Origin of the sequence: Natronohydrobacter thiooxidans (assembly GCF_001884735.1) — a bacterium.
In the GTDB taxonomy this organism is placed as follows: Bacteria; Pseudomonadota; Alphaproteobacteria; order Rhodobacterales; family Rhodobacteraceae; genus Roseinatronobacter; species Roseinatronobacter thiooxidans_A.
On the sequence record NZ_MJAP01000010.1, the window covers coordinates 1 to 14,992 of the forward strand.

15 protein-coding genes are annotated in these 14,992 nt (G+C 60.6%); 5 read left to right on the forward strand and 10 right to left on the reverse strand.

Features of this window, described 5'->3' with window-relative positions; translation table 11 throughout:
• Positions 1-100: 100 nt before the first annotated feature.
• The 4 genes from BG457_RS06700 to BG457_RS06715 form a co-directional block, all read right to left on the reverse strand.
• The gene (locus tag BG457_RS06700; RefSeq protein ID WP_071796258.1) at positions 101-937 is read right to left on the reverse strand and encodes a protein NO VEIN domain-containing protein; all 837 of its coding nucleotides are present in this window, start codon (positions 935-937) and stop codon (positions 101-103) included.
• A gap of 63 nt (positions 938-1,000) precedes the next feature.
• Entirely contained in the window at positions 1,001-2,356 is a 1,356-nt protein-coding gene (locus tag BG457_RS06705) for an McrC family protein (RefSeq protein ID WP_084657519.1), read from the reverse strand.
• Entirely contained in the window at positions 2,356-4,827 is a 2,472-nt protein-coding gene (locus BG457_RS06710) for an AAA family ATPase (protein ID WP_139257595.1), read from the reverse strand. Before BG457_RS06710 ends, BG457_RS06705 begins: the two co-directional genes overlap by 1 nt.
• Positions 4,828-4,835: 8 nt before the next feature.
• Positions 4,836-8,117, reverse strand: a complete 3,282-nt coding sequence (locus tag BG457_RS06715) for a TM0106 family RecB-like putative nuclease (RefSeq protein ID WP_071796259.1) — start codon at positions 8,115-8,117, stop codon at positions 4,836-4,838.
• Here BG457_RS06715 and BG457_RS20175 point away from each other — a divergent pair.
• The gene (locus BG457_RS20175; RefSeq protein ID WP_175546752.1) at positions 8,062-8,274 is read left to right on the forward strand and encodes a hypothetical protein; all 213 of its coding nucleotides are present in this window, start codon (positions 8,062-8,064) and stop codon (positions 8,272-8,274) included. The genes BG457_RS06715 and BG457_RS20175 overlap by 56 nt on opposite strands.
• Here the strand turns inward: BG457_RS20175 and BG457_RS06720 are convergent.
• Positions 8,262-8,540, reverse strand: coding sequence for a hypothetical protein (locus tag BG457_RS06720; RefSeq protein ID WP_071796260.1), 279 nt, complete (start codon positions 8,538-8,540; stop codon positions 8,262-8,264). The two genes, BG457_RS20175 and BG457_RS06720, sit on opposite strands and share 13 nt — an antisense overlap.
• Positions 8,541-8,803: 263 nt before the next feature.
• On the opposite strand from BG457_RS06720, the gene BG457_RS06725 reads away from it, so the two are divergent.
• From BG457_RS06725 to BG457_RS06740, 4 genes are read left to right on the forward strand one after another with little or no spacing between them, the layout of a single operon-like run.
• On the forward strand, positions 8,804-9,655 hold the full coding sequence (locus BG457_RS06725) for a helix-turn-helix transcriptional regulator (RefSeq protein WP_245770946.1): 852 nt from the start codon (positions 8,804-8,806) through the stop codon (positions 9,653-9,655).
• A gap of 23 nt (positions 9,656-9,678) precedes the next feature.
• Positions 9,679-10,344: a HEPN domain-containing protein gene (locus tag BG457_RS06730; RefSeq protein WP_071796262.1), complete on the forward strand. Its 666-nt coding sequence runs from the start codon at positions 9,679-9,681 to the stop codon at positions 10,342-10,344.
• A 17-nt stretch (positions 10,345-10,361) separates the two neighbouring features.
• Positions 10,362-11,378, forward strand: a complete 1,017-nt coding sequence (locus tag BG457_RS06735) for a DUF4236 domain-containing protein (RefSeq protein ID WP_071796263.1) — start codon at positions 10,362-10,364, stop codon at positions 11,376-11,378.
• A 2-nt stretch (positions 11,379-11,380) separates the two neighbouring features.
• Positions 11,381-11,875, forward strand: a complete 495-nt coding sequence (locus BG457_RS06740; protein WP_071796264.1) for a hypothetical protein — start codon at positions 11,381-11,383, stop codon at positions 11,873-11,875.
• Between the two features lie 16 nt (positions 11,876-11,891).
• Here BG457_RS06740 and BG457_RS06745 read toward each other — a convergent pair whose 3' ends face one another.
• From BG457_RS06745 to BG457_RS06770, 5 genes are all read right to left on the reverse strand, one after another.
• Positions 11,892-12,272, reverse strand: a complete 381-nt coding sequence (locus BG457_RS06745; RefSeq protein ID WP_071796265.1) for a hypothetical protein — start codon at positions 12,270-12,272, stop codon at positions 11,892-11,894.
• Between the two features lie 217 nt (positions 12,273-12,489).
• On the reverse strand, positions 12,490-12,747 hold the full coding sequence (locus BG457_RS06755) for a hypothetical protein (RefSeq protein ID WP_071796267.1): 258 nt from the start codon (positions 12,745-12,747) through the stop codon (positions 12,490-12,492).
• Complete coding sequence (locus BG457_RS06760; RefSeq protein ID WP_071796268.1) at positions 12,747-13,427, reverse strand: YcbK family protein; 681 nt, start codon at positions 13,425-13,427, stop codon at positions 12,747-12,749. The genes BG457_RS06755 and BG457_RS06760 overlap by 1 nt, the downstream gene beginning before the upstream one ends.
• Positions 13,428-13,595: 168 nt before the next feature.
• Positions 13,596-13,904, reverse strand: a complete 309-nt coding sequence (locus BG457_RS06765) for a hypothetical protein (protein WP_071796269.1) — start codon at positions 13,902-13,904, stop codon at positions 13,596-13,598.
• Positions 13,901-14,977: a DUF2793 domain-containing protein gene (locus BG457_RS06770; protein WP_071796270.1), complete on the reverse strand. Its 1,077-nt coding sequence runs from the start codon at positions 14,975-14,977 to the stop codon at positions 13,901-13,903. The genes BG457_RS06765 and BG457_RS06770 overlap by 4 nt, the downstream gene beginning before the upstream one ends.
• Positions 14,978-14,992 lie beyond the last annotated feature (15 nt).

Consider the following 14,992-nt stretch of genomic DNA (forward strand, 5'->3'; position numbering starts at 1 on the left):
TCAGCAGCGACACGCTCTAGCCCCATAATCTCAGGGCATAGTGAACTTGGTCTATCTCGGGCGGAACCGGCACAACGCACGACGTCTTTTTGACCGCAACTCACTGAAAACTCGCTTGAAATGTCGTCGCAGTCAGTGAGACATGGGCATCAAGGGGCGGGTGCAGTTCGAACGCCTTCGGCTCGCGTGAGAAATTCCACAGCCGGAACAGCCGCCAATCCGACCGGCGCTCCTCTGCCACGGCCAGCTCGTTGCGTGTGATGTGGAAGGGTGTGCGCTCCCAACCGTTCGTCGTCTTGACCTCGATAAGCCGAGGCAGACCGTCCGGGGCGAAACTCGCAATGTCATAACCCGCGCCGTCGCCATCCTCCTCCGACACCCAGCGCACTTTGCGCGCCAGATCGTCACGCCCCGCCGCCCGCAGCGTGGACCGTTCATGCGCCAGCACGCGTTCCTCACCTGCACGGCCGAGGGCTCGGTTGCGCTCGTCTCGCCCAGCGACATCGAACTTTCGGGCGATGTGCAGCATCTGCTCCAGCTCCTGAGGCGGCGGCTGGTTCGAAAGTGTTGGCGGCGGCCCGGTCCAGATCTGCGCCGCTTCGCTGAAGCCATATGCTGGACGCAGACCGGGCTGACGGCTTAGCCAGCCCGGGTTCAGCGCCAGCCAGCGGGCCACGGCATCGACAAGCGCCATCTGGAAATTGAAGGCGGGCTTGTATCCGGGGATCCAGTCCTCGCCGAGACCCTTCAGAACCGCGCTGATGTTCTGGTGCTTAAACTCGATGGAGCCCTCGGACCGCTTGTTCAGCCGCGGCAGCAGCGCGCGGCGGTGCTCGGCCTTGTTGTAGGGACGCCCAGAGATGTCGTCGGCCAGCATCGCGAAGTAATCCGCGACGATCAGATCGTTTTCTTTATCCGTCCATGCACCGTTCGTCATGGCACCAGGCTATGTGCCTCGACGCTGTTTGTCACCTACGGTTTGGCGCAGCTTGACGGTACTTTACGCTGGAAACCGCTGCCTTGAGGTGGCCCATTCTTTCAACATCGAAGAAGAAGTGTCATTCATCATGCTTGTAAACAGGTTGTTTCTCAGGCGTGTCACGATTTCTTTGCTGTTGGCCACATCGACGCTTGCGGTGTCGATCAGTGTATCGTGTCCGGTGATCCTGAACTGCGTCTGAACGCCCTCTTTTCTGCCGAGTCCTACATGATGGGGGTAGAGAAGAGTTAGCCTCGGGGGCTTATAGAGATGAGCATAGGCCATCATCTGATAAATGTCGCTCTGTGACACGCCCTGTTTCGGATCATCGATCCGCGCTGATATCCGTTTCCATTTCGTGTCGATGACATGCACCACCTGACTGTCGCGCCTGATCAGGATGTCCGGCTTGGTCTGGAACATGTCACGGTTGTCCTCAATCGCTGTCAGGCAGAACAGTCGTCCCCCCTGCAGCGACACGCGGAACTCCGTTCCGGCAAGGGCCCGCACGACAAGGCGGCCAACATATTCCTCGAAAAGCGCATTCATCTCGAAGAGGAGCGCCGTGCCTTGCCCTGCGCCGCTGCTCGTTGTCTGATATCTGCTGCGCAAGAACAGTTGAGCCATGCCGAACAGATCCTGCCAGGCACGGTTCGTTCGGTCGATTATGACGTCCTCCCACTTCAACGCGGGCACGGCAATGTCGGTGATGTCGCCATAGACAAAGGCCAGTTCGCGAAGGCGTTTCTGGTTGGCGGCGCTTCTACTCATTCTGAACAGATGCGCAACGGCGGCTTTCATGATGCGGTTCAGCGCGATATCTTGCGACAGGTCATCGAAACGGCAGGCCAGTCGGCCGGGGTTGGCGGCATGGCGGGTGAATTGGCGCGGCACATCCAGCGTGCCGCGCAGTGCCGGAAGATCATCCTCATGACCCAGATAGCGACGTGGCAAGCCACGGCGCACGGCTTCGGTCAACTTGTCACAGAATAACCGGATCAGGATTTCCAGAAGCGTTTCGCGCTGCCAGTCAAGTTCTGTCACCTGGCCCATATCGATTTTCAGGTTCAGGGCGACCGCGAGCATATGCACCAAGCGTTTGCGGATCGCAGCGTTCTGTTGATCTTCCTCTGCCGCCGGGAGGATGTCAATTTTCGGTAGAATTTCGAGACTGCACCCCTGCGCAGCGATCACGCCCACAACGCCGCGCGCGCGCAACTCGGTGCGCCGATCCTCCAGCACACCGCCCCCACCTTGCCCAGCAAAGGACGATGCCTTCGCCACATCAGCCAGGCGCTTTGCCAGATGCTCCGGGATTTCGCCATCGTCGTCGCCCAGGGGGAGTCTCGCCCATTCCCGCAATGTGTAGGCAGGCATCAGACCTCGAACTCCGAGAAATCGAACTGGTCCTTTACCCGCCAGCGTAGCCTTTCACCCGAAAAATCGTCCTCTGCCATGCCGTCAGGACGCTTGAGAGGCTCGGACGCTATAAACCGTGCTTCACCTTTTCCGGTTTCGCCCAACACGACAGCGACCTTCGACCAGTCCTCATAAAAATACTCGGCCAGCAGCGGAATGACCTTGTAGCGCATCACATCCGCAATAGCGCTGCGGGTCTTGCACCCTGTGAAATAGGCGTGCCCGATCTGATGCTCGCGGTCAAAAAGATACTCGATCCGATCGTTTATCGTGGTCAGAAGCGCCCGCAGGTTGATCCCCTCGATATTTGTCGAGAGGACAGTTGGATCAGGCATTAGTTCACGGAACGTAAAGCGGCGGCGCAGGGCCGTGTCGAGAAGTGCGATTGAGCGGTCGGCGGTATTCATTGTCCCGATGATGTGCAGGTTCGCGGGCACGCCAAAAGGTTTTTTGGAATAGGGCAGGACAAGGCGTATCTCGTTTTCCATGCCCAGCCGCTTGTCGGGTTCGAGCAGTGTGATGAGTTCGCCGAAGACCTTCGAGATGTTCGCACGGTTGATTTCGTCGATGATCAGGACATGGTCGCGCGCCGACCTGCTAGCGTTCGGTGTCATATTCCCGAAAACAATCGCCTCCAATGCATCCCAGTCGATGATTGACTGGTTTAACTTGTAAACTGAATGGCGTCTGAAACCATTCGGGTAGAAACGACTTCTTTCCGTTCCAGTGTCATCCCGCCACAACCATTCTACCTGACGACGATGCGGGTGGTATGTTGCTTCAGAATCGTAGAAATATTCGCCGCTCACTCGTCCAACAGCCTGAATCCGGTCCCGACCATCGGACACGACAACATAATCCCCAACCTGCATATCGGCCCTGAAGGAGTAGGTGACCACGATGTTGCCATCGTGGCCGGTAGCATCGGCATCCTTTTTTGCGCGCCACTCCGAAAAGATTTCGTTGAAATCGTCGAAGCGTTCGGCTGACCAGTCAATATCCCCGCCCCAGCCCACATGGATTAAACCATGGTCAAGGCCATGGCGAATACGATCATCTTCAACCTGACGTCGCCCCAACGCAACCTTGAACACGCGCGCTGAGCGATCAAGCCTCGCAGACGAACCGCTGTCCGCCCGATCCAGTCTGGCACGTTCGCTGATGCGTTTGAAAACGCCGTCATGGGGCTTCAGACGAAACCCGCCGGTGCTTGTTGTAACGTCTTCCGGCCCCTCGGCGACATCGTCACCAGTGCTCGGTCGCAAACCTTCGACGAATTCCTCGTAGGATATGGACTGGTGAAACGTCGTGAATTCGATCAGGCCCTCGCTGACGAGGCGTCGATACTCTGCCATCAACGCATCACGCTTGTCGTTGCCCTTGAGTTCAGCCGCCCTCTGCTCCCCCAGACATAGCCGGACCGCCTCCCATGCTGTGCGGTAGGTCTTGCCAGTGCCGGGAGGGCCGTAGAGGATAAGGTTTGTGGCCGACCGGGGTGAAGGCGTCGTTTCGTCTGTCATGCTTTGGGCCTCTGCCTGTGTTGCAAGCGTGTAAGTGAAGATGGTCGAGCTGCTCGGGTTTGGCCCGGTATGGGTCGGTGGCGGCACTTGCGCCAGTTGCTGAAATATCTTCCCACCTAGGGCCTGACAGATATTGGGAAAGGCGTCTTGCAGCCCCATTGCCGTAGCAAGATCGCTTGCTCGGATTGACACTTCTGCCTCGCCTTGTTCGCGTGCTGGTTCGATGAAGTAATTCAGCGCGCAGAGGCGAATGCGATCAGCGTCGCGGATCAGGTGGTCGTATTTCTCTGGTGGCGCGACAGGTGCATCATCCTCGCCTACGATAATGAAACCAGCGTTGTGCAATCGTGCAGCGGCGTCTGACTTTTGTCCCCAGCCACCGTTGAGCTCTGTCTTGTTCAGGATGAACCCGACAATCGGCTTTGTGGGGTAAACACGGTTGTCACGGTTTCGGCTGGAGCGCACCCAATAGTCCCGCGGATCACCGAAATGGCGGAATATTTCGCTTTCCTTGCCGTTCTTTTTGTAGCGGTCAAAGGCATCCATCGCCTCTTCGATCTCTCGCCTAGTGAAACGGCCTCGCGTTTCGACCTGTGTGGGAAGGCTCATCGTTGCGGGTTGCCAATGACTACCATTGCTATTTCCGTCGATAACCACGCCCGCTGCACGGCTCTGACTGTTGAACACATGATCTACGCTGAAACGGAAGAGTGCCGGATTCCCATCGGGGACGAGAATACCCTGCTCAACCAAACGGTCTCGTTCGGGCCTGTCGCGTTTCTTGTTTGGGGAGCCTTCCCGCATCGCGGTTGACCCTTGGCGAACAACGAAGCCAGATGGCACTGGCTTGCCGAAGGCTAGTGCCTGCTCTTTCTTGATTTGAAGCCAGTCATCTTCAGATTGTGTCATCTTTTTTCTTAAGTCCTGAAATCCATAACATTCAATGCACACAGCGTGTTCACCAGGCGCATCTGCTCGACCGTCTCACATTTCGCCTCACGCAGACGCGGGGCGCCGAAGACCAAGGCCAGCCCCTTGGCGCGGGACACGGCCACGTTGATGCGGTTGAGCGAGAACAGGAATTCCATGCCGCGCGGGCTTTCCTCGGCTGATGACGCGGTCATCGAGACGATGCAGACCGGCGCTTCCTGTCCCTGGAATTTGTCGACCGTGCCGACCCTGATCTCGTCCGGCAGGGCTGCGCGCAGCGCGTTGACCTGCAGGTTGTAGGGCGCGACCACGATGATGTCTTCCCGGCGCAGGCGACGCGTCTGCCCGTCCTTGCCCGTCCAGTGGCCTTTCAGCAGATCGTCGCAGGCGCGACGGATCGCCTCGACCTCCTCCGGCGCCATCTGGGCGTTGCCCTCATGCGCGACAGGAACCCAGAACGCCCCGGCTTCGGGGAAGGATGTGCCCGTGACGCGCTGCCTTGCCGTGTCTTCATGGCTGGCAAGCCGCCCTTCATAGACCTGTTCCGAGATGAAGTGGTTCACATCCGGGTGCATCCGCCGCGTGACGCCCAAGAATATTCCCCGATCCGGCGGGATGGTCGCATGATCGCCCAGCATCCATTCCAAGCAGGACAGGTTCGCGGGCGCTGGATGCGCGCCTTGGATGACCTGCGGCAGTTGCTGCGGATCGCCTACCAGCACGATGTTGCGGGCGGCCCGGCCCATCGCGACCATGTTGGCCAGCCCCACCTGACCGGCCTCATCCACAAACAGCCAGTCATAGGCCTGCACATTCTCGTCGCGCGCGAAGAAGAAGGCGGTGCCGCCTACGACATGACCGGATGCAGCGGCAGTTGCGTTGTCATTGGTTCGGGTCACGGCGCAGCCCTCAGGATAGCCGTCCTGATCCCCTGAAACCTTGTGAACAAGCTCCAGGTCAATCGGCAGGTCCTGATCCTCCAACGCCAACAAGCAGCCCATTAGGACATTGCGGATTGCCTCATGGCTGTTCGATGCCACGCCCACACGATACCCCTTGCGCACCAGCGCGAGGATCGCCCGCGCTGTTACATAGGTCTTGCCGGTTCCGGGCGGCCCTTGCACGGGCAAAACCGTTTCATCCATGCGCGAAACCGCGTCGATCATGCCCGCGACAAGGTCATCACCTTGCAGGATGTCCCGTTGCGGCCCGGTCAGACGCGGCGCTGTGCGCGACAACAGGTCATCCACAGCGCGGAATGCAGGGCCTTCGCACTGATCGCGGATCACATCGGCAATGGCCGCGCGCAGCACCTTGGTGTCCAGAGGCTTGTTCGGGTGCAGGTTCAGGTGTCGCTGCAAGATATCGGCGCGCGCATTGCCGACCTTCAGCGTCACCTCGCCCGCCTCCATGTCCAGCTCTTCAACCGTGATGGTATCGAACCCCTCGGGCGTGGGCACGCTTGCCGAACTGCCGCTGCGCAGTTTCGTCTGCTGAGGCGGAAAGCGGTAGCGTTGCGCCGTGGAGCGTTTGATGGCAAACGGCTTGCCCGTGGCGACCAACCCGCCCAAGGCATCCAGATCGTCGATCAGCTCCTCGTCATCCTTGCCCAGACTGTCGAAGATCGCCCACCAGGCGGGCTTCGCTTCGCGCGCGTGGAATTGGGCAAGGTTGAACAGCATGTCCTGCCGTTCCTCGGGTAGTCCAGAGCGCGCCAGCGCCTGCCGCAGGGCCGTGGTTGCCTCGTCCTCCTCGACCTCCTGTTCGCGGGCGTCCTTCTCAAACACCGGCCAGGGGCCGTCAGGGCGGATACCGACCAGCCAGTCGCGCAGTTTCTCGGTCGAGATACAGTCGATCCGGTTATAGTCCTCGATCTCGTCCAGAATGCGCTGCTCGCGGGTTTCGCGCCATTCCTCATAGGCCACGACCGACCCTCCGCCGCTTTTCACATCGCCGTCGCGGGTGATGTCATAAAACACCTCCATCGACTTGATCGAATAATTCCGCTCCGACGCGATCACTCCGCCGCGCACCACGGCGTAAAGGTCCACGAAGCGCCGCTCGCGCAACAGCCGATCGAGGAACGCCTCGCCGATGCCGTATTTCGTGGTCAGGCGGCGCAGGGCGGTGATCTCATAGGGGGCGTAGTGATAGATGCGCGCCTCGGGGAACGCATCGAGCCGGTCGCGGAAGAACTCCAGCAGGGCGGCCAGCGACTGCGCCTCCTCGGCATGGTCATGCGCCCAGAAGGCGCGGAACCGTTCATCGAACCAGACGCCATGTAGGTATTCCAGCCCGCCCTCGTAATGCGGGTCGCCCTCGATATCGTAGAAGAGATCGCCCGGTTGCGGCTGCGGCAGCAGGTCGAAGCCCTTGCCGGGGAGCGCCGGGCGCAAATCATATGTCGGCGGCCCGGATTTGCGGGCATGTTGCAGCCGGGCCTGCGCGCGCAGCTTGTCGAGGGTAGGCGCGGCCATGCCCCGGATGGGGGCGACATGACTGGCCAGCGCCTCCATAGTGATGATCCCCGCGCCCTCCAGCTTCTTGACCTGTCCGCGCGCGATACCGGCGATGTTGAACAGGCTGTCCTGACCGTCCCAGACGCTCTGGCAATGATCGGCCCAGCGGCAGAGCGCGCAATCGGCGCAGGGGACGGGGCGGGTGTCCGGCGGGTTTGCGACGAAGGCTTCCAGCCGTGCGCGGGCCATGCGGGCATAGGCAGCATAATCGGCCAGTCGCAGCGTCGTGCGCGTGCCATCGCCCAACTCGACATGAGCGAATTCCGGCGCGACGCCCTGAACCTCTGCCAGCAGGTCTGAATAGAGCACCAGTTGCAAGACATGCTTGGGGTGTGGACGGCGTTTCAGCTTTGTGTCAGCCACTTCATAACTGAATGAGCCTAGCACTGAGGGGCGCTCCACCCGCTCCAAAAAATCCGACCACCCACCCCAGTTACCAGACAGAAAAGCGCCCTGAAAGACAACCTCAGCCCCTTGCCTCAGCATATCGCGCGTTGTTGCAGCATCCGTAGGCAGATCGCTGCGCTCAATCTCAACCACAGAACGACCCGAGGATTTCAGCCGGTTCAGATGTGCAATTTCATGCGCATCGCCTTGTTTCTGCAAGAGAGCTGCATCTTCGCTATCGGCGCGTGGTTCTGGCCCCTCGCCACGCAGGCGCATCAGGTCCAGCGTGGTTGCATGAGCGCAGCCCATGAACCGCATCAAATCGGTCGCTGAAAAAAGAATGCTGCCATTCAGGTTACGCATGGAGGCCTTTTCAAATAAGAGCGCAACCCAGAGAAGAGTCGCTTCGCAATATCATCAAGTTGCTCAGTTATCTTTGTGGGTGTCAATTGCTGTCAGACAGGGCTGGTCATCGCCACAACCCGCCCTGTCCAGAGCTTTCGACGATCAGTTCGCCTGAAGTACGTTCTCTCGAATGATGCGCAGGCTCTTGGGCGCGATCAGGGAAGCCGGCTTGCCCTGCGCACCCATGCGCAAAGAGAAACCACGCGCGATCAAGGCAGCGGCTTCATCCAGCGACTGCACATAGGTCGCATGTTGGGCATGATGCTTGTGTTTGCCGTGGGCGGGATCCGCGAGCTGATAGCCTTTGGCTGTGAATACGGGTTCTTCGGTGACGCCGCTGCGCGAGGTAATTCGCTCAATTCTGATGACACGTCCGCTCATTGTCAGTCCTCTTGCTGATATGGTGCGCCTGCCGGGCCAAGAAACTGGTCCTGAAAATCACTTGGGAATCGGCTCGACAGGACGCATTTCTGTTTTTAACCTGTCAGGGTGACAAAAGCTGGCAGGTTTGCGGGGCGCGCATGTCTTTTTCCAAGGCTCAGGATCTGATCCGCCTCGCACAGATGGCAGCATCCCGGCGCGGGGGCATCAGCCTCGAGGAGATTTGCGAGGAATTCGCTGTTTCACATCGTACGGCGCAGCGTATGACCGATGCATTGCATGAGAGCTTCGCGAATGTGCAGGCTGAAGATGGCGAAGACCGCAAGCGCCGCTGGCGCCTGATTGATCCCGGTCTTGCGCGACTGCAACTTCGTCAGGAAACCGGTGTCGAAGCGCTGGAGATCGCGGCGCGCACCGCGGCCGCCGATGGGCGTTTGCGTCATGCGCAGGCCCTGAATGATCTGCGCGAGGGTTTGCTGATGAAAAGCCCGGCACGGGCGCGGGTCGAGGCGGATGCAGAGGCCGTTCTGGCCGCGATGGGCCAAGTGACACGGCCCGGTCCCAAGGTCAGCGTCGCGCCGGACATTCTCGATGCGATCATTGAAGCCTTGCGTGGGCCATTCCGGCTGCGGGTTCGTTACAATCATGATAGCCGGATGCGCATTCTGGAACCGCATGGGGTACTTTTGGGTCATCGCACTTATCTTGCCGCCCGCGACCCAGCGAAGGCCGACGAGGTGCGCAATTTCCGCATTGATCTGATCCATGAGGCCGAAACACTGAACGAGAGCTTTTCGTTGCAGGAGGGGTTCACGATTCAGGATTACGCAGCGCAAGCTTTCGGCGTCTGGCAGGACCCCGCGCAATATGGCGAGGTGATCTGGCGTTTCACCCCGGAGGCAGCCGATCGCGCGGCGGGTTTCCGTTTCCATCCCCAGCAGGTGTTGGAGCCGCAGGAGGATGGTAGCCTGATCGTGCGATTTCATGCCGCGGGTTGGCTGGAAATGACCTGGCATCTGTATCAATGGGGCGACAAGGTCGAAGTGATTGCACCGAAGGCATTGCATGACATGGTGGCCCGGCACCGCCGCTCAGATTTTGCGGCCATGCCGTAACCACAGAACGAAGGGAATTTTCAATGGTCGCGCAGCTGACATTCGACGCTCTGAAAAACAAGCAGCGCGCCATTCGTGCGGATTTCCCTGCCACGATGGGCTTACGGGTGCATCGGTCCATCAGCTGGATCGGCCGCTCTGAGGCCTGCGGCGAGGATCACGACGCACGGTTCATCTTCCTGTGGATCGCCTTCAATGCCGCCTATGCCGATGAGCGGGACTTCCAGTCAATATCACTCGGTGAACGCGCGGCGTTTGCCGAATATTTCGGAAAGCTGGTCGCGCGTGATGCGGATCAGCGCATCTACAAGGCGCTCTGGCAGCGCTTTTCCGGCCCGGTTCGGGCGCTCATGGAGAACCATTTCGTCTTCAACCCGTTCTGGCAGCATACCAACGGGATCGAGGGGTTCGCGGATTGGGAGGACAAGTTCCGGCAGTCCTCGCGCAGTTTCGCACAAGCCTTTCAAAGTGGCGACGGTGTGAAGGTGCTCAGCTTCGTTTTCGACCGGCTCTATGTGCTGCGCAACCAGCTTGTGCATGGCGGAGCGACCTGGAACAGCAGTGTGAACCGTTCGCAGGTGCGTGATGGTGCTGCAATTCTGGGGTTCTTACTGCCGGTCTTCGTTGATCTGATGATGGATCACCCGCAGGAAGATTGGGGACGCCCATTCTATCCGGTGGTCGCATGAGCAGAGGATAAAAAGAGATGGCCTTTCGATTCTGGCGCCGCATCCGTCTGGCCCCCGGTGTCACGCTGAACCTGTCGAAATCGACGGCCTCGCTGTCGCTGGGCCCGCGCGGCGCGAAATACACGATTAGCCCGCGCGGCAATCGCGCGACGGCAGGTTTGCCGGGGACGGGCCTGTTCTACACAGTTCATGATCGCAACCGCGCCGGGCGCGGTGGGGCGGCGCCCGCACCATCCGTGCCGCAGCGCGACCGGCTGGGGCTGGGGTTCTTCCAGCGGCTGATGACACCGGCCGAGGAAAAGCGCTTCATCGACGGAATTCGAGCGCTGAATGACGGCGATCAGGACGCGGCATTGGCTGCTCTGGAAGATGCCGGTGATCTGCCTGATGCCGCCTGGATGGCGGGGATGATCCGGCTGCGTCGCGAGGAACTTGACCGCGCAAAAGCACATTTCGAGCACGCTCTGGCCAGATTAGTTGATTTGGGCACGCTGTTCAGCAAATACGAGATCGCCGCGCAGGCCAGCCTGCCGATCACGAGCGACATCTTCGCCCATGTCTTCCCGCGCGAGCGTGGCACGCGTCTGGCGCTGGTGGAGATCGCACAGCTTCAGGGCCGCCACGCCGATGCCATGGGCCACATCGAGCGGCTGCTGGAGATTGATACCTCCGATCCGGTGGTGCTGTTGTCTTTCGCAGAGCTGGCGCTCGACACCCCGGATGACCGTGCGCTGATGGACCTCGTGGTGCGCGCCACAGTGCATGTCGAAAACGAAACCCCGGTCGACACCGCTATTCTGCTCTATCGCGGCCGAGCGCTGGCCGCTCTTGGCATGCCCGACGCGGCTATCGACGTATTCACACTCGCCAACCGCCGCCGCAAGGATCGACCTACGAGCTTGTTGCATCAGATCCGCTATGATCGTGCGGTGCTTCATGAAGCAGGCCAGCCCGCCCGCGCCCGGAGCGAATTCGAGCGAATCTATGCCGCCGATCCGGAGTTTGAAGATGTGTCGAAGATCTTGGAGGTCTGACTATGGGCAAGGCGATCGGGAACGTGCCAGCGATGAAGATTGCCAGCGCGATGGCCAAAAGGCGCGGCTGGGATCATGACGTCATGTCAACCCACCAGATGTTCCTGGTTCTTCCGTCGGAGCAAACCAGCCGCGGTTATTATGCCGAGTTCATGTTCGCTCCGGATTATTCTGCCTGTACGATAACTTTGCGTCTTCACAACGAACTGATTGCCGAACGAATTGGCGAAGTACAGAAAGTCATCGAGAGTACGAACAAAGTTGCGGTACCTGCCAGATTTAGCCTGATCGACGAATATGGACATTTCCTGCTTTACCAGGTGGAGATCGTGTTTTCCGAAACAGGCGTTTCCGCAGATTTGCTTGAGGCAAAAGCCAACGAAGCGGTTTCGCGTTTCGATTGTTGCGCGTTGGCCGTCATGCTTGCAAACTTGGGCGACAAATCTGCAGAAGAAGCTCTTGCCTGCGTGGAAGACAAACTCGGGCGTAATTGCTGACTATCTTTGACGACACTCAGTCCGTTGGGGGCCATAAACCAGAGTGGCGCATGATCCTGGGATCGACCTCCGGCGCGTCCCATTTTGAAGCAGCAACCATCCATCGCTCAATCTGTGCCTGAAGTCCGGGGTCGTCCGCGTGCAGGTGAAACGTGTAGAGGCGATTGACGATGTCGCGCATCAGATCACGCATCTCATCTTCGTCGACATGCGAGACATCCGTCCAGGGGATGCGTCGACCGTCTGCATCTGTGACAAAGACATCCGAATAGTCGCCGATCCGGGTGACAGGGGTCAGTCCGGAATGCAGTGTTTCCAGCTGGGTATTGCGCACGCACAGCATCGCCATGATCTTTGCGAGATTCGCAGCGACGCGTTTTTCATCTTCGGGTTTCATGCGGTCAGATTAGCGGGGTTGCGGGGCGCACGCCATCAATTTGGCGGATGATCTGTCCTTTCACTCGCAAGCTCGCGCCTGCTCTCTCAACACCGCATAATCCGCCAGCCATTCAGCAATCAAGGTGCCTCCTGGCAGTGCTGCCAGCTCCTCGGCCACGCGCGCCTGCGCGGCCTGGCTATACTCGACCACGGGCGGGCAGGCGCTGCGCGCCGTGTCAGAACTCACCCCCGCGCAGGCGGTCAAGAAGATCATCGCGGCTGCGAGGGCGGTTTGAGGCCGCTTCCAGCATCTGACGTTGAATTGCATGTGTACGCTCCAAAGTTTCGAGTCGCTCGGTGGCGCGGCCTGCGCGCTCGGCCGTGCGGCGAAGGTTGATCAAAAACAACGCGATGGTGAGCAGGGCGAGGGCGAGAGCCGCCACTCGCCACGCCCATGGCCGGGCGAGCAGCATGACCACGAGGCTGGACCACATCAACGCAGGCCCTTCTTCCAGTCGTCGAGCCGCGCCCAGACGGCAACCGCGATCCCGCCCAGCGCCAGCGCGATGAACAGCCAGCGTAGCGTGTCGAGATGCGGCACCAGTGGCAGAACGACCCCTTGCGCCTCGGCCAGAACCTCCTGCGCCACCTCGACCCCGGCGGCACCTACTGTCGCAACCCCGGCTGCGCCAGTCCCTTTCAGCGTGCGGCTTTGCGCGATGGTTTCGCGCGCGGGCGGCGTTTCTGCCGCAAACGCCACCGCGCGCACCGGAAACCGCTCGCCCCAGACCCGAGCCGGTCCGAGGTCGATATGGATGAAGCCCGAGCGGGGATAGAAGCCAAAACCCAGAAACCCCACCTCGCGTGCAGCAGCTTCAAACGCCACCGGATCATGGTTCGACATGGCGATATCAAACGCCGTGCCATCCATGTGCTTCGAGCGCGCCGCGCCCCCGACATTGCGGTTATGCTCGGGCGAGCGATAGGCCGAGCGGACGATCAGCGGCTTGCCCAGCCGGTCGCGGAGCGCCTGCAGCTTGTCGAGCGCCTCGGGGTGCAGCTTCAGCTGGCCGGTGCCACGACAGGCGATCTCGGCTGGCGAGAAATTGCGCCAGCGCCAGAGGCTGTCGGGCACATCGCGGAAATGGCGGAAACTGCGGATGGGGTCAGACATGGGGTTGCTCCTGTGGGTGATGGGCATGCGAAATGGGCCGCAGCCCGAGAGGGCAGCGGTGGGGATGTGTCGGGCGTCCGGGGTCGTCAGCGTGCCAGAATGCTCTTGCGCGCTGGTGTCTTGAGCGCGCGCTGGGCGCTGCTGTCAGATGGCAACAGCCAGCAGCTGTCAGTCGCCATCCCGGCGCTGGAAGGCCGCAAAGATCAGATTGCGCATGTCATGGATGTCGCGCTCGATCCGGGCAAGGCGGTCATGATCGACGCGCCGGTCCTCGTCACGCCGCTTCTCGATGCGGGCGCGCTCCTCGGCCAGCTCCTGCTCGAGCTTGTGCAGCAGCGCCTCATTGGTGAATGCCTTTCTCGTCACGGCCGTCGCCAGCCCGGCAATGAAAGTGAACCAGACTCCGATGGCGGCTGCGATGCCATGGTCGCGAAACGCCTGCAGGATCTGGTCGGTCAGTGAAGAGTGCTGGCTCATCCGAGTTTCGCCCCCCAGAAGCTGGTCTGCTCGGCCGCGAAGAAGCCGTCATGGGCGCGGAAGAAGCCCTGCAATTCGACCGTGTCGCCCGCTTCCAGCACGGCCATGCTTTGGAGCCAGAGCGCTGTGGCCTCGGAGCGATGCGTGGCCGAGCTTTCGCCGTAGCTGCCGCGCAGCACGTCGGTCCCGTTGATCACCAGCCGCCCGCTCATGCGCGCGGAGGTGCTCGCATTGACCTTGAACATCAGCGTGGCCCCAAAAAGATAGGTGCCATCCACCGGGGCTATGAACTGGTTGTTCGCGGCATCAAACGCGCCCTGATCATTGTACTCGATGACATTGATGCCGATCTTCGTCCAGGAACCGACGCCCACGTAGTTGTCGTAATTGGTATAGCCCTTGAAGCGCGGCAGGCGGGGCTGATCGAGAATGCCGCTGGCCGGGTCAGCGCGCAACGCATCAAAAAAGGTGCTGCCATCGGGTGAAACTGCGAGCCGGAACGTGTCCGAGCCAAACAGCCCCAGAAGCGCGCGGGTCGAGAAGCCGGTCTGGAACAGGAAGCCCAGATCATTCGCGCTGGCCTCCTTGTTCAGGCTCTGGATCAGGCTGCCAGTGCCGCCGGCACCTGTGGCCAGCGCTGTCCACAGCGCCGCATTGATCTGTGCAAGGAAGGGGTTGTTGGCATCGGCCGTCGCGCCAAGCCCGATACGCGTCAGATCCTGCAGCGCGCTGGGCGTGGTGCCGATCCAGCCTGCACCGTCATAGACGAGCAGCACGGCTTCAGCTTCGACCCAAGCCCGCCATCCCACGCGCGGTGGCAGGCGTAGCCAGGCCCCGTCGGTCCAGAGCGCGACATTCAGATCCCAACCCGCCCAGTCGCCTGTGGCCCCCGAGGCCACGATATACCGATCTCCCTCGCTTGGGCTCGCCGGAGGGGCTGTCAGATCGCGCGCAAGCACCGCAAGCTGGACCAGCCCGTCCAGCAGGCGCAGCGCCTCGTTATGGGTGACGTGCTTCTGGGCCTGCGCGGCCAGAATATAGGGCAGCAGCAGGTTGCTGGTGGTGTCGGACATGGAAAATCCTGTGGT